At 38.0% G+C, this 18,785-nt stretch carries 19 protein-coding genes and 1 pseudogene; 13 read left to right on the top strand and 7 right to left on the bottom strand.

Features of this window, described 5'->3' with window-relative positions; translation table 11 throughout:
* Nucleotides 1-3 precede the first annotated feature (3 nt).
* Nucleotides 4-1,224 (bottom strand): HlyD family secretion protein, encoded by a 1,221-nt coding sequence (locus HWV58_RS11570; RefSeq protein WP_235972715.1) that lies wholly within the window; start codon nt 1,222-1,224, stop codon nt 4-6.
* A gap of 305 nt (nt 1,225-1,529) precedes the next feature.
* Entirely contained in the window at nt 1,530-1,697 is a 168-nt protein-coding gene (locus HWV58_RS11565) for a hypothetical protein (protein ID WP_175634236.1), read from the bottom strand.
* A gap of 810 nt (nt 1,698-2,507) precedes the next feature.
* Between HWV58_RS11565 and HWV58_RS11555 the strand changes: the two genes are divergently transcribed.
* The 3 genes from HWV58_RS11555 (at nt 2,508) to HWV58_RS11545 (ending at nt 5,329) form a co-directional block, all read left to right on the top strand.
* Nucleotides 2,508-2,690 carry a hypothetical protein gene (locus tag HWV58_RS11555; protein ID WP_175634234.1) on the top strand — a complete coding sequence of 61 codons (183 nt, stop codon included), beginning with the start codon at nt 2,508-2,510 and terminating at the stop codon, nt 2,688-2,690.
* Nucleotides 2,691-2,782: 92 nt separating this feature from the next.
* Nucleotides 2,783-4,198 carry a S41 family peptidase gene (locus tag HWV58_RS11550; RefSeq protein WP_175634233.1) on the top strand — a complete coding sequence of 472 codons (1,416 nt, stop codon included), beginning with the start codon at nt 2,783-2,785 and terminating at the stop codon, nt 4,196-4,198.
* 81 nt (nt 4,199-4,279) lie between these two features.
* Nucleotides 4,280-5,329, top strand: coding sequence for a sensor histidine kinase (locus tag HWV58_RS11545; RefSeq protein WP_175634232.1), 1,050 nt, complete (start codon nt 4,280-4,282; stop codon nt 5,327-5,329).
* Here the strand turns inward: HWV58_RS11545 and HWV58_RS24610 are convergent.
* Nucleotides 5,317-5,364: pseudogene (locus HWV58_RS24610) on the bottom strand (hypothetical protein); the annotation flags it as partial. The gene HWV58_RS11545 and the pseudogene HWV58_RS24610 sit on opposite strands and share 13 nt — an antisense overlap.
* Between HWV58_RS24610 and HWV58_RS11540 the strand changes: the two are divergent.
* Both HWV58_RS11540 and pruA read left to right on the top strand, forming a co-directional pair.
* A complete protein-coding gene (locus HWV58_RS11540; RefSeq protein WP_394354239.1) occupies nt 5,344-6,051 on the top strand; it encodes a LytR/AlgR family response regulator transcription factor in 708 nt (235 codons plus the stop codon). The pseudogene HWV58_RS24610 and the gene HWV58_RS11540 sit on opposite strands and share 21 nt — an antisense overlap.
* A 240-nt stretch (nt 6,052-6,291) precedes the next feature.
* Nucleotides 6,292-7,926: an L-glutamate gamma-semialdehyde dehydrogenase gene (gene pruA / locus HWV58_RS11535; protein WP_175634230.1), complete on the top strand. Its 1,635-nt coding sequence runs from the start codon at nt 6,292-6,294 to the stop codon at nt 7,924-7,926.
* 353 nt (nt 7,927-8,279) lie between these two features.
* On the opposite strand, the gene HWV58_RS11530 is transcribed toward pruA, so the two are convergent.
* Entirely contained in the window at nt 8,280-9,041 is a 762-nt protein-coding gene (locus HWV58_RS11530; RefSeq protein WP_175634229.1) for a response regulator transcription factor, read from the bottom strand.
* Between the two features lie 87 nt (nt 9,042-9,128).
* Between HWV58_RS11530 and HWV58_RS11525 the strand changes: the two genes are divergently transcribed.
* The 3 genes from HWV58_RS11525 (at nt 9,129) to HWV58_RS11515 (ending at nt 10,529) form a co-directional block, all read left to right on the top strand.
* Nucleotides 9,129-9,383: a hypothetical protein gene (locus HWV58_RS11525; RefSeq protein ID WP_175634228.1), complete on the top strand. Its 255-nt coding sequence runs from the start codon at nt 9,129-9,131 to the stop codon at nt 9,381-9,383.
* Nucleotides 9,384-9,389: 6 nt separating this feature from the next.
* Entirely contained in the window at nt 9,390-10,112 is a 723-nt protein-coding gene (locus HWV58_RS11520; RefSeq protein WP_175634227.1) for a DUF3667 domain-containing protein, read from the top strand.
* A 156-nt stretch (nt 10,113-10,268) separates the two neighbouring features.
* Nucleotides 10,269-10,529 carry a hypothetical protein gene (locus tag HWV58_RS11515; RefSeq protein ID WP_175634226.1) on the top strand — a complete coding sequence of 87 codons (261 nt, stop codon included), beginning with the start codon at nt 10,269-10,271 and terminating at the stop codon, nt 10,527-10,529.
* A 57-nt stretch (nt 10,530-10,586) separates the two neighbouring features.
* On the opposite strand, the gene can is transcribed toward HWV58_RS11515, so the two are convergent.
* The 3 genes from can to HWV58_RS11500 form a co-directional block, all read right to left on the bottom strand.
* The gene (can, locus tag HWV58_RS11510) at nt 10,587-11,243 is read right to left on the bottom strand and encodes a carbonate dehydratase (protein WP_175634225.1); all 657 of its coding nucleotides are present in this window, start codon (nt 11,241-11,243) and stop codon (nt 10,587-10,589) included.
* 2 nt (nt 11,244-11,245) lie between these two features.
* Nucleotides 11,246-12,853, bottom strand: coding sequence for a SulP family inorganic anion transporter (locus HWV58_RS11505; RefSeq protein WP_175634224.1), 1,608 nt, complete (start codon nt 12,851-12,853; stop codon nt 11,246-11,248).
* A 126-nt stretch (nt 12,854-12,979) separates the two neighbouring features.
* Nucleotides 12,980-13,282: a hypothetical protein gene (locus HWV58_RS11500; protein ID WP_235972714.1), complete on the bottom strand. Its 303-nt coding sequence runs from the start codon at nt 13,280-13,282 to the stop codon at nt 12,980-12,982.
* 302 nt (nt 13,283-13,584) lie between these two features.
* Between HWV58_RS11500 and HWV58_RS11495 the strand changes: the two genes are divergently transcribed.
* From HWV58_RS11495 to HWV58_RS11475, 5 genes are all read left to right on the top strand, one after another.
* Complete coding sequence (locus tag HWV58_RS11495) at nt 13,585-15,126, top strand: acyl-CoA carboxylase subunit beta (protein ID WP_175634222.1); 1,542 nt, start codon at nt 13,585-13,587, stop codon at nt 15,124-15,126.
* A 136-nt stretch (nt 15,127-15,262) separates the two neighbouring features.
* Nucleotides 15,263-16,426 (top strand): MFS transporter, encoded by a 1,164-nt coding sequence (locus HWV58_RS11490; RefSeq protein ID WP_235972713.1) that lies wholly within the window; start codon nt 15,263-15,265, stop codon nt 16,424-16,426.
* A gap of 14 nt (nt 16,427-16,440) precedes the next feature.
* Nucleotides 16,441-17,043: a hypothetical protein gene (locus HWV58_RS11485; protein WP_175634221.1), complete on the top strand. Its 603-nt coding sequence runs from the start codon at nt 16,441-16,443 to the stop codon at nt 17,041-17,043.
* Between the two features lie 2 nt (nt 17,044-17,045).
* On the top strand, nt 17,046-17,459 hold the full coding sequence (locus tag HWV58_RS11480; protein WP_235972712.1) for a GNAT family N-acetyltransferase: 414 nt from the start codon (nt 17,046-17,048) through the stop codon (nt 17,457-17,459).
* A 64-nt stretch (nt 17,460-17,523) separates the two neighbouring features.
* Complete coding sequence (locus tag HWV58_RS11475) at nt 17,524-18,639, top strand: M42 family metallopeptidase (RefSeq protein WP_175634220.1); 1,116 nt, start codon at nt 17,524-17,526, stop codon at nt 18,637-18,639.
* The last annotated feature ends 146 nt before the right edge of the window (nt 18,640-18,785 follow it).

The following is an 18,785-nucleotide window of genomic DNA, read 5'->3' as shown; positions in this document are numbered from 1 at the left end:
CAGCTAAACTTTTGTCTTTTTGCTTTCGTTTCCGTTTGGATTTAACCAATCGTCAACTTTATCATAAAGCAATTGATATAAGTTCCTTTCTGCAATGGCGAAATGTGCATTAAATGTCATTCCCTTTTTCACCTGGCCCTTATATCCGTTCTTTAGCTTTAAATAATCCCGGTTTAGTTTACATTTTACTTTAAAATATGGGATTTGATTCAGCAGAACGATATCATCAGCGATATCGGTAACTACCCCCGAAAGCAGGCCCCACTGGTTATAATTGAAGGCATCTATCTGAAAGCGCACTGTTTGCCGGGTTTTAATCAAGCCAATATCAGCAGGTTTTATATAGCAAACGGCAAGCAAAGCGCTATCGGGCGATATCTCTCCGATTTTTTGGTTAGCTGCAATAAACGAGCCCAGCTGAAGTCCGGATAAATTTTGAACTGTTCCAGACACGCGTGCGGTTAAGTGATACATTTTCTCCTGCTCCATCACCTGGATCTTTTGGTTCTCCAAATCTTTCAGTTCTTTTCTGTACTGGTTAGATTCTGTTTGCCATTGGGTGATGTATTTTTTAGCTACCAGTTTAAAATCTGAAAGCGCTTGTTCGTAGTTAAACTTATATTGTTCGTACTCTGCTTCGGTAACTACTTTTTTGCCATAAAGTATTTCGTATCTTTTGTAAATTTTAGCAGCCTGCTCACGTGCATTTATAGCATTTTGCAGTTGCTCTGTATATTGCTGCCAGCTTGCCGCATAAAGGCCTGTTTGCAATGCAGGTTGCCCTGCATTGCTTAATTTGGCCTCATGTAGAAGAGAGAGCGCGTCATTTAACAAATCTTTTAATTCGCGTAAACGTGTATTTAAAATCGTATTTTGTGTTTGGGGTATAGTGGGGTCGATATTTAAAAGCACTTGCCCTTTTTTTATCTTTTTATTATCAACCAAATTAATCAGGGTAATTTTGCCGGCCACAGGCGAAAGCAGCTCTGTACGCTCAATATTGCTTTGCAAAGAGCCACTGCCATTAACACTTACAGTGGTATAAATAAAAGGTAAGACTGCAAAAGCGACAATAACAGCCAGCATGGTTACTACATAAATAACCTGGGTACTGAGTTTGGTTTGATGTAAAAAAACCAGGGTGTTGTCTTCAAAATTGGCATCTTCTATAAATGGCATAATCATCAATTGGCTTTTGTTATGACCAAGTTTGATATTATTCATTTAACGTACAAAAAAGATACACCAAATGGCTTATTGTAGGGATGAAAGCTAGGATTATGTACTTACAATGAATTTCGCCTAAACACCTGTAGAAATGATTTTTTAGCGTAAAATTCTTTTTAAAAGGCCAATATTTTATTGATATAATGCATCATTATTAATGACAAGTACCAAAAACCGGCACTTTATATTTTAGAAAATACTTTAAATAAAAATGCAACTGTTTAGTAAAAAGAATTGCCTTCAAGTATTCTTTTTGAAAAGAAAAGTTTGGCTGATTCTGTCCGATTGCAAATTGTATTATTTTATTTTGCCGGCGCTGATATGGTAACATTTTTTTCTGCATCAGCATCTTGTTTCCCAAGATTGAAACCAAATTTAAAAAGTTCAAAAGAGATCCAGGCGATTAGAATAAGAAACAGTGCAAACATATAAGCTCCGTCATCCTTTTTAATTGAATTTTCGATAATCATAAGTTTATTTATAAGATAAAAGCTAAATTATATTTACACAATATGGAAAAGCAAAATAATTCCATTACAACAACTGTGTAACAACATTGAATACCCTATTCCATACTTAATACGTACATATCCAAAGCCTAAACCTGCAAATATTTGTGAGGAGAAATAAAAAATCCATTTAAGCGTAGGAAAAAAGCTGCTGCAATAACAATTCAGTAAGCTAACCTGCATTTCGTCGTTCCCAGTCAAAAAAATTGATACAATTACTCATGGGGTGGTGTATTAAAATCAGCAACCAGAGTTGGGAACGACGAAACTGATCGCATGAATTGTCAGGCATGTATTTAATTTAATAAAGGCATAAATCACCTACTGTAAGGATATCATTAATACGGATAATATCAAGTAACACTTAAAACGTATCGAATTACATACAAATCATATCAAGAAACACTCAAAATGCATCGAATTACATACAAATCATATCAAAAAAGACTGAAATCATATCAAGCAACACTCAAAATGTATCGAATTACATACAAACAGTATTAATATAGACTAGACCTGTATCTCATTATAACATAAACCCATTAAATACAACTATCTACTATACATTTTATATTATACAATATTGTATTTTAAAATAGTTTATTTAAATCATATAATATAGCCTATAATTGTAACCGCAACAATAAACACAAACTAAACAATTTATCGGTTTGGTACCGACAAACGACCGTTTGGTGTATTGTTTTTTGTCATTAGTTTCAAAAGCAACATTTTTAAGTTCTTTTATTTAAAAATCTGAATATTACGACCATGAAAAACAAAAAATTAGAAAAAGTAACCAAGTTCATTTTTAAAAGAAATGATATTTTAAGCTTAAGTAAAGAACAAATGCAAAAAATTAATGGCGGAAATGGCCAAGACTACCTGGGCGGTCCATCAACCAATCCTGGTTGTGTAGAAAATAAAACTGTGGCCGCAACAGTTGTTGGCTAAATTAGGTCGATGGCATCTATCAGTGATAGATACCATCGACTCTATTCGTTTGCCTTAGTTTATAATATTATTGAATCAAATTTCATCAGTTAATGAAATATATCTATCCCCTGTTTTTTTTCCTCCTATACTTTCTTGATTCCAATGCCCAAAACTGCAACTGTGGTAGCAATTTCCAATACCTTGTAAAAAAAATCGAGAAAAATTACGTTGGTTTTTCAGATAAAGTTACCCCTGCTAACAAAAAACGTTTTCAAAAATTTACGGATAGCCTGCAAAAAATTGCTGATCAATCCAATCCATATAAATGTTTAAGTATTAGTAGAGAATGGCTGGCCTTTTTCAAAGATAAACACATAAATTTTGGGATGGACTTCGAGAAGTTAAACCCTGATTCAGTAAAATCTTTTTTTGCAGACGAAGAAAAAACGCCATGGACAGAAAACAATTTCAAAAACTATTTAGATGCAAACAAAGGAAAGCTAGATGAAATAGAAGGAGTTTGGTTTTCTGGCATTTATAAACTTGGCATTGTAAAAGACCAGGCTAACAAGTCATTATTTATTGGTTTTATATTAAAAGCTGATGGTTACAGATGGGATGCTCAGCAGATAAAACTTAAAATAACTAAGACCAATAAAGGTTATAGCACAAGTAATTTTAAAGGTGGAGATCATTCAGAACAATTTCCAATTTTGACTAAACAAAATGACACTTTGGATTTTGGAATCTTTGGAAAATGGTACAAGGGTATGCACAAAACAGTACAAGGCCCGGCAGCTACGCAGGTAGATTACAGTCCAAAATTCAAGGTTGCAAATGATACGACTTCAATATTTGAGTTACCTTCTTTTTACTCCTTAGATTACATTGCTCAGGTAGATAGTTTAATAAGCGCCAACAAACCTATATTAACAAAAACAAAGCATTTAATTATTGACTTAAGAAATAATAGTGGTGGATCTGTATTGATATACCAAAAGTTAATACCCTATATATATACAAATCCTATATTACAGGAAGGAGGTAGTGTTTTGGCAACTGTAGAAAATATAAGAGATGGTTATTCAACAGAATATCCACAAATGTCGGATAGTATTAAAAGTGTTTTCAGGAAAAATTTGAATAGACTAAAAGCGCATACAGGTGAATTATACAACCTCTACCCTGTTGACACAATTAAGCTTCAAACAGTACTCCAAAATCCGGCAAGAATTTCTTTTCTTGTTAATAAGGAGACTGGTAGTGCTGCAGAACTTTTTTTACTCGAAGCCAGGCAAAGCACAAAAGTTAAACTATACGGTACTAACAGTGCTGGTGTAGTAGATTATACTGAAACGGTCAAAGCAACTATGCCTTGCCCTTTTTATACTTTATGGTATCCAGCATGTAAATCAACCAGACTACCAGATTTCCCATTGGATAATATTGGTATTAAACCTGATATTGAAATACCTGATACCGTACAAGACTGGATTGAATTTGTAATAAACTATCGTAAAAATTAATTCAAAATTGTGTTACAGAGATATAAATTAATAAGCTATCACTTAATTTTCTGGCTACTATACATGTTGTTAGGGAGTTTAATGGAATACGCAACTAATCCCAAAAGCTATAATTTTAGTGCGGCAGATATGTTGTTTACCCATTTACCCAATATATGTACCGTATATCTCTCAATCCTTGTATGTAAAAAATGGGCAAAACCTTTAAAGGTACTCCCATTGCTTATTGGACTGTGTATCGCTTATATATGTTCATTTTTCAACTGGTTTTTCACAGCTTATTATATCCGTCCACTGATTAATGCCAATGGGGCAGCTTTGGGCCAGATTGATTATTTTCATTTTGGAATCACCGTTCTTTGGGTATTTGTTAGATATGCAGTATTTGGATTTGGCTATTATTATGCAAGTGAAACAATTGAGCACGAACGCAAACTCCGTCTCATCGAAAAAGAAAAACACGAAGCAGAATATGCCTTTCTCCGCGCCCAGATTAACCCCCATTTTTTAAACAACACGCTCAATTTCTTTTTTGCCAAATCGTTACCCTTATCACCAGAATTAGCCGATGGTATTTTAACACTAAGTGAAATTATGCGCTATTCGCTCGAAATGGATAAAGACGACCGGCTTACTTTAATTGAAGAGGAAATTGCCCATATCAATAATGTGATTAAGATTAATCAATTGCGTTTCAACAACAAACTGGAAATTGATTTTAATATCAATGGGAATACCAGCAGTGTAAAAGTAATTCCCTTGATCCTGATTACCATCGTAGAAAATATATTAAAGCATGGTAATTGTACAGAAAAAACACATCCTGTTAAAATAGCGCTAAATATAAATGACAATGATATCCAGCTCAAAACCTGGAACCTGAAGAAAAACGGGCCAAAAGAACTTTCAAGTGGCATAGGTATGGAAAATATTCAAAAAAGACTCAGCAATCATTATAAAAATCAGTTTTCAATAAACATTAATGAAACCGAACTCGATTACAATCTCGAATTAACCTTACCCTATAACAAAGTGATCAATCACCAGGAAAAACCAACCTCGCCTGATCATTTAAGTTTTATGCAGCACTTTCAGCTTGCCCAAATTAAACCTCAACCTTATACCTCATGATAAACTGCATTATTATTGATGATGAAGAACATGCCATTGAAGTAATACAACATTACCTGAATCCTGTAACAGCCATACAAATTATGGCCACATTTACCAATCCTATTGATGCCCTTAGCTTTTTAAGCCACAATCAGATAGACCTAATTTTTTTAGATATACACATGCCGGCCATTTCGGGTATTGAGTTTATACGGGCATTAAACAACAAAAGTGTACAGGTAATACTCACTACGGCTTACAAGGAATTTGCTACCGATGGTTTTGACCTGGACGTGGTAGATTATTTGGTTAAGCCCATACCCTTGCCGCGTTTTTTAAAGGCAATAACTAAAGCGCAGGAGATCATTAATGCCAGAAACAGCAAGAAACCACAGCCCCAACCGGAAGATGATTACTTCATGGTTAAAACCGAGACGAAAGGTAAAATGCTTAAAATTAATATTGCCGAAATTGATTTAATTGAGGGCATGAAAAACTATGTTGCCTTTCATCACAATGGCATTAAAACACTGGCATTATTAACGATGAAAGATGTAGAAGACCGTTTACCCAGATCTCAGTTTGCCAGGGTACAAAAGTCGTTCATTGTGGCCGTCAATAAAATTACATCCATTGATGGGAACCAGGTATTTATAAAAGGGGTTACCGCAGAAGTAATTATTGGTGAAACCTACCGTAAAGATTTTCTGGATATGATGAAGCAAAAACTGCTCATGTAAATGCGACAATATACCCTTCCTAATTTTCCCTTTACCATAAAAATTTTGTTGAATGGCTGGGCTTAACAGCGTGGGAATATACCCTTAAATTGTAACCAGATTTTAACTAAAACCAACTCAAAATTAACGTTCTCCAAATCCAGCTACTTCACTCAAACGTTTGCCCTATTTTCTTTACAGAATAATAGAATTGGCTATGTTAAAAAGCACTATCTTTGCCCAACTCATAAAAAATACATTATGCTTAAAGGATTTTTTAACGTACCTACCCCGGTAAACGAACCTATTTTAAACTACGGACCAGGCAGCAAAGAACGTGCTTTATTGAAAGAAGCATTGGCCGAGGCCCGCGCACACCAACAAGACATTCCGATGTACATTGGAGGTAAACAAGTTCATACTACCAAAAAAGGTAAAGTTGTTCCACCTCACGATCATCAACATATTTTAGCGCAATACAGTATTGGTGATAAAACCCATATTGCACAAGCGATTGATGCAGCTTTAGCTGCAAAACAAGACTGGGAAAACCTGGCCTGGGAGCACAGAGCAGCAATCTTTTTAAAAGCTGCTGATTTAATTGCCGGTAAATACCGTTATAAATTAAATGCAGCAACCATGCTTGGCCAAAGCAAAAATGCTTATCAGGCAGAAATTGATGCCGCTTGTGAGCTGATTGATTTCTTACGTTTTAACGTAAGTTACATGGTTGATATTTACAAACAACAACCTCCTGTTTCACCACGCGGAAGCTGGAACCGTGTAGAGCAACGTCCTTTAGAAGGTTTCGTATTTGCTCTTACACCTTTCAACTTTACTGCCATTGCTGCAAATTTACCTGCTTCTGCAGCCATGATGGGTAATGTGGTGGTTTGGAAACCTGCCGATACACAAGTATATGCAGCTAACCTGTTAATGGAAATTTTCCGTGAGGCGGGCTTACCGGATGGCGTTGTAAATTTAGTTTATGCCGACGGACCAGAAACGGGTGATGTAATTTTTAACCACCCTGATTTTGCAGGTATCCACTTTACAGGTTCTACAAAAGTTTTTCAGGAAATCTGGAAAACCATTGGCACCAATATTCACAAATACAGATCTTACCCACGTATTGTAGGCGAAACCGGTGGTAAAGATTTTATTCTTGTTCACCCATCTGCACAAACCAAAGTGGCCAGTACAGCTATTGTACGTGGTGCTTTCGAATATCAGGGACAAAAATGTTCAGCAGCCAGCCGTGTGTACATCGCGAAAAGCCTTTGGCCTGAAATTAAAGAACAGATGTTAGCCGATTTAGCTACATTTAAAATGGGTGGTACAGAAGACTTCACCAACTTTATTAATGCGGTAATTGATGAGCGCTCGTTTGATAAACTGGCTAAATACATCGATCAGGCTAAAAAAGATAAAGGTGTTGAAATTATTGCAGGTGGTAATTACGATAAGAGCAAAGGTTATTTTGTTGAGCCAACTGTTTTGGTGGTTGACGATCCGAAATACACCACCATGTGCGAAGAATTGTTTGGTCCGGTTTTAACTGTTTATGTTTATGCTGACCAGGATTTCGATTCAGTTTTAGAACTCATTGATACCACTTCGCCTTATGCCTTAACTGGTGCATTAATTGCACAAGACCGTTATGCAATTGAGCAAGCAAGTCATGCTTTACGTAACTCGGCCGGTAACTTCTACATCAACGATAAATGTACAGGTGCAGTTGTTGGTCAGCAGCCTTTTGGCGGTGCCAGAGGTTCGGGTACAAACGATAAAGCGGGATCGATGATCAATTTATTGCGTTGGGTTTCTCCACGTACCATTAAAGAGGTTTTCGAATCTCCAACTGATTACCGTTACCCATTCTTAGCTGAAGATTAATACAGTAAGAAACATCATATCAAAACCTCCGGAAAGCCCGGGGGTTTTTCTTTTTTCTTTGAATGTCATCCTGAGGGGTAATTTATTCATAAAAATCAATGTGAATAACAGCCCATTCAGGACCGTCATTTTGAGGTAAGATTGCATGCCTGCTGCAGGCATGCAATCTTACTACTATGGGTGGAAAAAAGCATTATTTCCAGTTTCAACTAGCGATCGTTGTAAGATTGCTTCGTCGTTCCTCCTCGCAATGACGAATCTTCTATTGGGCCTGTCAATGGTAGCTTGTCGAAGGACCTTAGCTGATTCCAATGCGATAAGCAAAGGTTAACAGGAAAGCTATTTTGAAAAAATCAAATCACTTTATTGTTTACCGCATAAGAAAGTGCTTCGACAATATTGCTAACCCTAAAATTCTCGAATATTTTTCGCCGGTAGTACTTTACGGTATCAGGAGAAACAAATATTTTGTCGGCGATCTGGTTAATGGTTAAGCCTTGTGCATATAACCGTAAAACTTCGAGTTCGCGCTCACTCAGCTGCGGTTTGGACTGTTTGCTCCAAACCTGTTTTTTTTCATCAAGTTCCCAAAGCTGATCGGAACCATGTTTGTGAATTGCTGCATTGCCTGCCGTTTTATTGGCCGAAATGGAAACCACGCAAATGGCTTTCCACATCTTCCCTTCGGCATTGAGAAAAAGCGGGGTAAGCTTATGGTTAATCAGGCTGGCTTTTCCTCCCTTGTTAAGTAAATGAAAATCGTAGGTAATACTGTATAGCTTCTTTTCGTTAAGAGGTAATTTCTCAAAAAAATTGAATCCGCTTTCGTTAATCAAATCCAGCAATTGCAGGTCCTTTTCAGGCACATTGTTAAAGTAAAACCCATAACCCAAAGCCATTACCTCTGCCACGGTATGGCCGCATAGAAAAAGTGGATTGCTCGATACGTATTCGAATTTCATTTCGGCATAGTCGATAACATACACACTTTGATAGGTTAATTTTTCGAAAGCGCTTATGGCTTCCAGATAATTATCCAACTGGAGTATATCTTCGGAAGTTACATTTTCTATTTTGTTTTTGGTAAGTAACCCTGTGTGGTTATCGGCTTTCATGACACTACTAAAATAGCAAAATTACACTAAAGTGTAGCCGCCATTCAGATTACATTGCTGAATTTTGTTGTTCAGCACTAAATCATTATGGCAGCAGAACAACTATCTAAACTAGACTTCTCCGAATTAAACAAAAACAAAGCAAAATTAAAGTCTGTAATTATTGCAGGTGCAATTGTTTGGCTATTGTTGCTGTTCGCAGTAATTTACCTGTTCATATTTAAATCGAAATCGGCTATTCCATTTGTGGCCATTCTGATTGCAGTACCCATCACCTTTTTACCGGCCATTAACAGCCTGGTTGAAGTGAATAAAGAAATAAAATCGCGCAATCAAAATTAATTGGCAATGATGGCAATCTGTAACAGCTGCAATCAGGACGTACCTGAGAACTACTGTGGTAAATGTGGCGAACCGGCCAAACTTAAAAGAATCGACCGGCATTATATCCAGCATGAAATAGAACACATTCTACATTTAGAAAAGGGGATATTTTATACCATTAAAGAGCTATTAATCAGGCCCGGACAAACCATCCGGAATTTCATTTCCAACAACAGAAGCCGACTGGTTAAACCAATTGTATTTGTTATTGTAACCTCTTTAATTTATACATTAATTAACCACTTTTTCCACATTGAAGAAGGTTACTTTAATTTCGACAGAACCAAAACTGCAGCCATAAACCCGATTAACGAATGGGTGCAGAGCCACTATGGTTATGCCAATATCATTATAGGGGTGTTTTCGGCATTATGGCTGAAACTCTTTTTCAGGAAATATGATTATAATTTCTTCGAGTTACTCATTCTTTTGTGCTTTCTGCAAGGAATGGGCATGCTCATTTTTGCATTTTTTGCCATAATTGAAGGACTCATCCATACCCATCTTATGAAATATTCCGGGATGCTTTTTATGATCTACTTTACCTGGGCTGTGGGGCAGTTTTTTGAAAAAGGTAAATATATCAATTACCTGAAAGCTTTGGGCGGTTATATTCTTGGAGTATTTACTTTTACGGCTTGTACCATATTTTTAGGATTACTGGTATACGTTGTTTTCAAACATTAATCCGGCTTCCTGCTCCTGAAGGTGTTTAAGCACTAAAACTCCCTGTTGTAACCTGGAAAAAGCATGCGCTCGACATTAAGTTCGATTGTTCCAATCAGGAAGCTAAAACCAATCTGTTTTTGCAGTGTTTTGATATAAACAACTCAGCTACAGCTCATGGAAAACCAAAAAGAAAACAACGAAAATCTCGGCAATAAAAACATCGAAAATACGGCAGATCAAAGCAATATGCCCGATCAGCAGGTGCCGCGCCACCGCAGCAATGATAAAGCGAAAAAGAATACTGTAGAAACCGAAGCGGGCAACCTGGGCCGCGATTTCGGAATGGGAGATTTTGGTTCGGAAGAAGCCAGAACTGATGCCGAAAAGGGTAATAAAGGACATGCAGGTAATATGCCCAACAGTACAGAAAAATAAAGCCCGGATAAATCCGGGCTTTCCTAACAACTAAAAAATAACATCTAAAAGATGTTTTTAACTTACTTTAAAAGCGGCAGAAACATCATCAAGACCTGTACTTGTTACTTTAAGATCTTTAATTAGTCCCGTTTTTAAACTATATACCCAGGCATGAACCGCCAACTCCTGGCCGTTTGCCCATGCACTTTGTACAATAGAAGTATTCATCACATTTGATGCTCCTTCGATAGCATTCAACTCAACCAAACGGTCAAAACGCTGATTCTCATCTTTAATGGTCGACATTTCGCGTTCGTGGGTACGGTATACATCGCGGATGTTTCTTAACCAGTTATCGATAATACCAACTTGTTTGTTGCCAAGGGCAGCTTTAACACCACCACAACCATAATGACCGCAAACAATTACATGTTTAACTTTTAAAACATTAATTGAATAATCGAGTACCGAAAGTAAATTCATATCGGTATGCACTACCACATTGGCAATATTGCGGTGAACAAAAACATCACCTGGTTTAGTGTTTGTAATCTGGTTTGCGGGTACACGGCTATCCGAGCAGCCAATCCACAATACCGGCGGGCTCTGACCTGCTGAAAGTTTATCGAAAAAAGAAGGGTCGTTATCGATCATATCTTTAACCCAATCTCTATTACCTTGTAACAGACTATCGTATGTTATATCTTGTGTTTCAATTGTTTTGGCGCACATAACTATAATTTATTTATATCTTCTTCTACTTTAATATTTAATTTAGGAACAGCATAATGCTTCTGTATGTTTTCGAGGGTTACAATAATCCCTTTAGTGTAGGCATTATGCTTATAATTGAAAATGGTTTCCAAAACATCCGGATCAATAAAACGGGCATTGGTACCATCAATAATCACATTTGTTTCTTTCGGTATATTCGTTAATACCACCTGTATTGCAGCTTTGTTTAAAAAGGAAACCTCTTCGGCCAGTTTAATCCGGATGTGTTTCTTATCGCCTTCGTTGGTAATGCGGTAAAAGAAGGGATTACGCATATTGGTACGAAGCAGGTAGAAAACAGAAACCAACATACCTACTGCCACACCTTTTAACAAGTCGGTAAAAATTACAGCAACTACTGTTACCACAAACGGCACAAACTGATCCCAGCCTTTGTGGTACATGTGTTTGAAAAGGCTTATCCTGGTTAGTTTATAGCCGGTTACCAAAAGAATTGCCGCCAAACAAGAAAGCGGAATCATGTTAATCACCTGTGGAATAAACAACAACGATAGCAATAACCAGATACCATGAAAAATGGCCGACATTTTGGTTCTCGCGCCAGCATTGGTATTTGCCGAACTACGTACAATTACTGATGTTAAAGGCAAACCACCTAACATCCCGCTGGTCATGTTACCAATACCTTGTGCAACTAATTCTCTGTTTGTAGGCGATACACGCTTAATCGGATCGATCTTATCAATGGCTTCGATACTTAACAAGGTTTCTAAACTCGCAACCACCGCAATGGTTAAAGCTACAATATATACATCCTTATTGCCCAAAGCAGAAAAATCGGGCATTGAAAATAGTCCCAAAAACTCTCCAAAACCACTTACTACCGGAATCTTTACCATCTGATCGGGCCTAAGCTCGTGGTTGGTGCCCGCAAAAATAAGGCTTCCAACTACACCAATGGTTACTACAATTAGCGGAGCAGGCACAACGCTCAGTTTTTTCAATTTTGGCCAAATCAACAATACGGCAACCGAAATAACACTAATCAATACCGCTGCCAGACTAAAATGGCCAAGGGCTGCTGTTATTGCCGAAAATGTATTTTCGTGATCTTGCTGAAGAAAACCTTCATCCCCACTAAAATCGCTATCTACTCCTAAAGCATGCGGTAATTGTTTTAATATTAGGATGATACCAATTGCAGCCAACATCCCTTCAATTACACTCGAAGGAAAGTAGTTTCCAATGGTTCCTGCCTTTATCAGTCCCAAAATCATCTGGAAAAAACCGGCTAAAAACACTGCCAGTAAAAAGGTTTGATAATTGCCCAGAGAAGTTATTGCGCCTAATACAATAACCGTTAAGCCTGCTGCGGGACCACTAACACTGAGCTGCGAACCACTACATGAGGCTACTACTATACCACCAATAATTCCGGTAATTAAACCGGCAAATAATGGGGCACCTGAGGCAAGCGCAATACCTAAACACAGCGGCAAAGCCACTAAAAAAACTACAATACTTGAGGGTAAATCTTTCTTTAGATTCTTTTTAAGAAAATATTTCTTCACATCCGTACCTGAAAAGGCCGGGTTAAACTTTTGCATAACAATATAATTATCTGGTAAATTTTAACGAATAAAATCGTGCGGAAAACCAAAATGCCATAACCTGGCCACTACCTCAATGCAGTGTAGCATCAGATAATGAAAAATGGTTTATCCTGAAAAAAACTAGATAACGTTAGGTGGGGGTGTTGGAACAGTAGGGTGATATGGATCTACATACCGCTTGAAATGCTCTATAAAACTGCTCTTCAAAAAGAAATGACTCGAAGAGAACTCGTAAGCAAAAATAGGATGGTTAAGTTCAATAAGTTTGAAATCGGTAAATTTCGCGGTGTCTTTGGCGGCATCTTTTCCGCCTTCATGCTCTAACTCAATTTGCATGATTACGGCGTTCATAATTTCCTTATCAATGCTGGTACAAAATACCGGCGCACCAGAAATGCCCATCTTCGCCATGAAGATAAACATGAATGCTGACACGATTAAATATTTGTACTTCCTTAAAAACATCGATTGATTTCTAATCTTATTCTAATGTAACGTTACAAAAATAAACGGATATTTGGTTTTTCAATGCGATAAGCTGTAAAAAAAATGTAATATACTAAAAATCGACGGTCGTTTAGTCGCTATTTTCAAGTCTGCCAGCTTTTTAAAAGTTGGTGCAAACAGATCATTTAATCAATTGCAATAGCCACTGGATGAAATTATATCCACTATCCTTGCAATACCGTTGTTAATTTTTAAATTTAAAATCTCATCGTTAGGCAATGGATAAAAAAATAGCATTACTTCAGGATAAAATAAAACAGGCTAACCTTGGTGGCGGGCAATCCAGAATAGATAGTCAGCATAAGAAAGGTAAACTTACTGCCCGCGAGCGCATTCATTTCTTACTAGACGAAGGTAGTTTTGAAGAAATTGGCATGATGGTTACCCACCGCAGTACCGATTTTGGTATGGAAGCCGAAAAATACCTGGGTGATGGCGTGGTTACCGGTTACGGCACGATAAACGGAAGATTAACCTATGTTTTTTCACAGGATTTCACCGTGTTTGGCGGCTCTTTATCCGAAACACATGCCGAAAAAATTTGCAAACTGATGGATATGGCCATGAAAAACGGAGCACCGTTAATTGGCTTAAACGATAGTGGTGGAGCACGTATTCAGGAAGGTGTGGTTTCTTTAGGTGGCTATGCCGATATTTTTTACAAGAACGTGCAGGCCTCGGGAGTAATTCCTCAACTATCGGCCATTATGGGACCATGTGCAGGTGGTGCCGTTTATTCGCCAGCCATAACCGATTTTATTTTGATGGTCGAAAACACCTCGTATATGTTTGTTACCGGCCCCAATGTGGTTAAAACCGTAACACACGAAGAGGTAACTTCCGAAGAGCTCGGCGGTGCAGCCACCCATGCTACAAAATCGGGGGTTACGCATTTTGCCTGTGCCAACGAAATTGAAGCCATTAACCATGTAAAGAAACTATTAAGCTATATGCCGCAAAATTGCGAAGAAATAGCCAGCCACCTGCCCTACCAGCCTACTGATGAAAGCCGGCCAGGGCTGAATACCTTTATGCCACAAAATGCATCACAGCCATACGATATCCGCGAGGTAATTTCGGTTGTTGCTGATGCGGATAGTTTTTTAGAGGTACATGCCGCTTTTGCCGAAAATATTGTAGTGGGTTTTGCCCGCCTGGCCGGACGTAGTATCGGTATTGTGGCTAATCAACCTGCCTATTTGGCTGGGGTTTTAGACAGCAATTCATCTACCAAAGCTGCGCGGTTTGTTCGCTTCTGCGATTGCTTTAACATTCCGCTGTTGGTATTTGAAGATGTGCCTGGCTTTCTGCCCGGAACCGACCAGGAGTGGAATGGTATTATCAGCAACGGCGCTAAATTATTGTATGCCTTTAGCGAAGCCACAGTACCCCGTATTACTGTAATTACCAGAAAAGCTTATGGTGGTGCTTACGATGTGATGAACAGCAAACACATCGGAGCAGATATGAATTACGCATGGCCAAGCGCCGAAATTGCTGTAATGGGCGCAAAAGGAGCTGCCGAAATCATCTTTAAAAGGGAAATTACCGCAGCAGAAAATCCTGAAGAAAAATGGCTGGAGAAGGAAAAACTTTACTCCGATATTTTTGCCAATCCTTACCGTGCTGCCGAGCGAGGTTTTGTTGATGAGGTAATAGAACCTGCCCAAACCCGCATTAAGTTGATAAAAGCTTTCAAAATGTTAGAAAATAAGGTGGTTAATAATCCGAAGAAGAAACACGGAAATATACCTTTGTAAGGATGGTAGATGGATGATGTAAAATGGAATATGGATGAGGTAAGATGGAAGATGGATTGATCACATTAACCATTATCCATTTTACATCATCCATCTCACATTATCCACCTTACCTAATACATTTTACCTACTTTACATGTTAAAGCGCGCCGATATTATCCTAATGGCCTTTTGCACAGGTCTTATAGTTGCCAACATTTATTATTGCCAGCCATTGGTGGTATTAATTGCCAAAGATTTCAATCTCACCGAAACCAATGCAGGTAGAATTACCTACCTCACGCAGATCGGTTATGCTTTAGGTCTTTTTCTTTTGGTGCCACTCGGCGATATGTTTGAAAGAAAAAAACAGATCCTGATCATTACCGGTCTGGCTATTTTCGCATTGCTGCTTGCAGCGCTTTCACGTACTTTTTTCGTATTGGAAATTGCCTCGGTGCTTATTGGTGCATGTTCTATTGTACCGCAGCTTATTTTACCACTGGCTGCTAACCTGAGTACCGACGAAAACCGCGGAGCCAATATCGGCATGATTATGAGTGGCTTACTGGTAGGCATCCTGGCATCACGGGCAGTTAGCGGAAGTATTGGCTTTTGGCTAGACTGGCGGGCTGTTTACTACATTGCTGCCGCCATTTGTGCTTTGTTAATTATACTAATGGCCAAACGCTTCCCGCAAAGTTACCCAGCTTTTAAAGGCACTTATAAAGAATTAATGCGCTCTATGCTTGGCTACATCAAAACCCAGCCGGCATTAAGAGAAACTTCGATCATTAACTTTTTGGCTTTTGCCATTATCAGTGCCTTTTGGACTACCATGGTGCTGTTTCTGGCCAACCCACCGTTTAATTTCCAAACGCTACAAATTGGTTTATTTGGAATTGCAGGTGCGGCAGGTGCTTTGGCGGCTCCCCTGGTTGGTAAATTAAGTGATGGTGGCAATCCACGCAAAAACCTGATGATTGGCTTTATCCTTCAACTGGCAAGTATAGCTTTGTTTTATTTCACAGGCAGTCATTTATACTTATTTATAATCGGAATCGTCTTAATTGATATTGCTCAGCAGGCTATCCATGTAACCAACCAAACGCGCATTTACACCTTAATACCCGAAGCAAGAAACCGACTAAACACCATATTTATGTCTGTAAGTTTTATCGGGGCGAGCTGTGGTTCGGCATTGGGCCTTTGGCTCTGGGGGCAAGGCGGCTGGACCCTATTCTGTTATGGCATGACAGGCATTACACTAATTAACATTTTAATTTATAAATTTTACGGACAAAAAAAATTCAAACCTTAAATCAACAATCTTTTATGAAATCTAAAAACGCAATCAAAACAATCACTTTAATGTTAATTTGTTTAGCCATTTTCGGAAAAACGCATGCACAAGACAGTACAAAAACAGTTCAACCTACTGAAGTAAAGTCATTAAATAAAATAAGGCTAAACCTCTTGTCGGTACATTATGAGAGAGAGCAAAAGATAGGAAAATTAACCACTGTCTATGTAGGCGCGGGTATTGCCGGCACCTTTTTGATAGAGTATAATTACAATTATATGGCTGGAAGTGATACCAAAACGTATTTTGATCTTTCGCCAAACTTATATGCCGGAATCAGGAAATATTACAATTTTGAAAACAGAATAAAAAAGGGCAAAAAAACCATTAATAATGCCTCTAATTATTTTGGTCTCGATGTAGCCACTTATTTTTCTCCCTTTCTTAAAGAGGGTAATGTTAGTCAATATAACGTAATCGATTTTGAAATCGGAATTACACCACAGTGGGGTTTTCAGCGTAGTATTGGTAAGAAAACAAATTTCGAATTGTCATTAGGTCCAACTGTGCGCATCAATAAATATGAAACCTATTTCGGGGTTGACGGAAGAATAGGCTTTAGTTTTATGCTATAATTATGGTTCAAATTGAGCAAATATTCCCCTCATTAACCTGGCGCATCCGGCATGAAGCCATGTATGCCGATCAGCCTTTTGATATAGTAAAGCTAAAGGATGATTTTGATGGCATCCATTTTGGGCTATATGCCGACCACAAATTAACCGGTGTGGCTTCACTCTTTTATGAGGGTGATATTTATCAGTTTAGAAAACTGGCCGTATTACCCGCGGCTCAAAAACTAGGTTATGGCTCCCGGTTAATGGACTATATGATTGATTTTTGTAAAATTCAAAAAGCGGGCAAACTATGGTGCAATGCCCGTGTACAGGCTAAGGAATTTTATTTTAAATTTGGCTTCCACGAAACCGATAAAATCTTTTCCAAAGATGGAAATGACTTTGTGGTAATGGAAAAAGAACTAACATATTAATTGACAAAAGACAAGAAAGCGCATAACGCTATGCGCTTTGCACTTGCTATAAAACAAATATTATATGGCTAAGAAAAAAGACGACGAAAAGAAAAAACATGTAACTGTAGTCACTAAAAAATCGTTACAGTTTTTAGAAGAATACATCAATAACCCGGCTCCTACCGGTTACGAATGGGAAGGGCAAAAAATCTGGTTAAACTATTTAAAACCATATATAGACGAGCATTTTGTTGATAATTATGGCACGGCAGTAGGTGTAATTAACCCTAAGGCAGCCTATAAAGTAGTAATTGAAGCACATGCCGATGAAATTTCGTGGTATGTAAACTACATTACTGCCGACGGTTTAATTTATGTAATCCGTAACGGAGGTTCAGATCATCAGATTGCGCCATCAAAAAGGGTAAATATTCATACGGAAAAAGGCTTGGTTAAAGCTGTTTTTGGCTGGCCGGCCATTCATACCCGTCACGGTGAAAAAGAACAGGCTCCTGAGCTGAAAAATATTTTCCTGGATTGTGGCTGTACTTCGAAAGAAGAAGTAGAAAAACTGGGCATCCATGTGGGTTGCGTAATTACCTACGAAGATGAATTTATGGTGCTAAACGACCGTTATTATGTTGGCCGTGCGCTTGATAACCGTGTAGGTGGTTTTATGATTGCCGAAGTTGCCCGTTTATTAAAAGAAAACAAGAAAAAACTACCTTTCGGTTTATATATTGTAAACTCTGTACAGGAAGAAATTGGCTTACGTGGTGCAGAAATGATTGCACAGCGCATTAAACCCAATGTGGCTATTGTTACGGATGTAACTCACGATACCACTACTCCAATGATCAACAAAAATACCCAGGGCGATTTATCGGCAGGAAAAGGACCAGTAGTTTCTTATGCGCCTGCAGTACAAACAAACCTGAACAAATTATTGATTAAAACGGCCGAGAAAAACAATATTCCATTTCAGCGTCAGGCTTCTTCACGTTCTACCGGAACCGATACCGATGCCTTTGCCTACTCAAATGGTGGCGTACCTTCGGCATTAATCTCTTTACCATTGCGTTACATGCATACCACAGTAGAAATGGTACACAAGGAAGATGTTGATAATGTAATCAGTTTAATTTACGAAAGCTTATTAAACATTACCGACGGTCAGGATTTTAGAGAATTTAAATAGCAGGTTTAGAAAAACAGCTTTATAAGGAGTTAGGTTAAAACTTAACTCCTTTTTTATTGCTTAAAAAACTGAATCAAAGCCAATTAAACAGCAATTAAATTAAAACTTATAGCACTACGCTTTTTTATATTATTGCCCAAATTATC

Source organism: Pedobacter ghigonis (genome assembly GCF_903166585.1).
In the GTDB taxonomy this organism is placed as follows: domain Bacteria; phylum Bacteroidota; class Bacteroidia; order Sphingobacteriales; family Sphingobacteriaceae; genus Pedobacter; species Pedobacter ghigonis.
The sequence above is the reverse complement of the archived record's forward strand: the minus strand, read 5'-3'. Positions and strand labels throughout refer to the sequence as shown.

Excerpts from the sequence above, each read along its gene's own strand:
- HWV58_RS11570 (WP_235972715.1), bottom strand. The coding sequence starts at position 1,224 with ATGAATAATATCAAACTTGGTCATAACAAAAGCCAATTGATGATTATG.
- HWV58_RS11565 (WP_175634236.1), bottom strand. The coding sequence starts at position 1,697 with ATGATTATCGAAAATTCAATTAAAAAGGATGACGGAGCTTATATGTTT.
- HWV58_RS11555 (WP_175634234.1), top strand. The coding sequence starts at position 2,508 with ATGAAAAACAAAAAATTAGAAAAAGTAACCAAGTTCATTTTTAAAAGA.
- HWV58_RS11550 (WP_175634233.1), top strand. The coding sequence starts at position 2,783 with ATGAAATATATCTATCCCCTGTTTTTTTTCCTCCTATACTTTCTTGAT.
- HWV58_RS11545 (WP_175634232.1), top strand. The coding sequence starts at position 4,280 with ATGGAATACGCAACTAATCCCAAAAGCTATAATTTTAGTGCGGCAGAT.
- pruA (WP_175634230.1), top strand. The coding sequence starts at position 6,292 with ATGCTTAAAGGATTTTTTAACGTACCTACCCCGGTAAACGAACCTATT.
- HWV58_RS11530 (WP_175634229.1), bottom strand. The coding sequence starts at position 9,041 with ATGAAAGCCGATAACCACACAGGGTTACTTACCAAAAACAAAATAGAA.
- HWV58_RS11525 (WP_175634228.1), top strand. The coding sequence starts at position 9,129 with ATGGCAGCAGAACAACTATCTAAACTAGACTTCTCCGAATTAAACAAA.
- HWV58_RS11520 (WP_175634227.1), top strand. The coding sequence starts at position 9,390 with ATGATGGCAATCTGTAACAGCTGCAATCAGGACGTACCTGAGAACTAC.
- HWV58_RS11515 (WP_175634226.1), top strand. The coding sequence starts at position 10,269 with ATGGAAAACCAAAAAGAAAACAACGAAAATCTCGGCAATAAAAACATC.
- can (WP_175634225.1), bottom strand. The coding sequence starts at position 11,243 with ATGTGCGCCAAAACAATTGAAACACAAGATATAACATACGATAGTCTG.
- HWV58_RS11505 (WP_175634224.1), bottom strand. The coding sequence starts at position 12,853 with ATGCAAAAGTTTAACCCGGCCTTTTCAGGTACGGATGTGAAGAAATAT.
- HWV58_RS11500 (WP_235972714.1), bottom strand. The coding sequence starts at position 13,282 with ATGTTTATCTTCATGGCGAAGATGGGCATTTCTGGTGCGCCGGTATTT.
- HWV58_RS11495 (WP_175634222.1), top strand. The coding sequence starts at position 13,585 with ATGGATAAAAAAATAGCATTACTTCAGGATAAAATAAAACAGGCTAAC.
- HWV58_RS11490 (WP_235972713.1), top strand. The coding sequence starts at position 15,263 with ATGTTAAAGCGCGCCGATATTATCCTAATGGCCTTTTGCACAGGTCTT.
- HWV58_RS11485 (WP_175634221.1), top strand. The coding sequence starts at position 16,441 with ATGAAATCTAAAAACGCAATCAAAACAATCACTTTAATGTTAATTTGT.
- HWV58_RS11480 (WP_235972712.1), top strand. The coding sequence starts at position 17,046 with ATGGTTCAAATTGAGCAAATATTCCCCTCATTAACCTGGCGCATCCGG.
- HWV58_RS11475 (WP_175634220.1), top strand. The coding sequence starts at position 17,524 with ATGGCTAAGAAAAAAGACGACGAAAAGAAAAAACATGTAACTGTAGTC.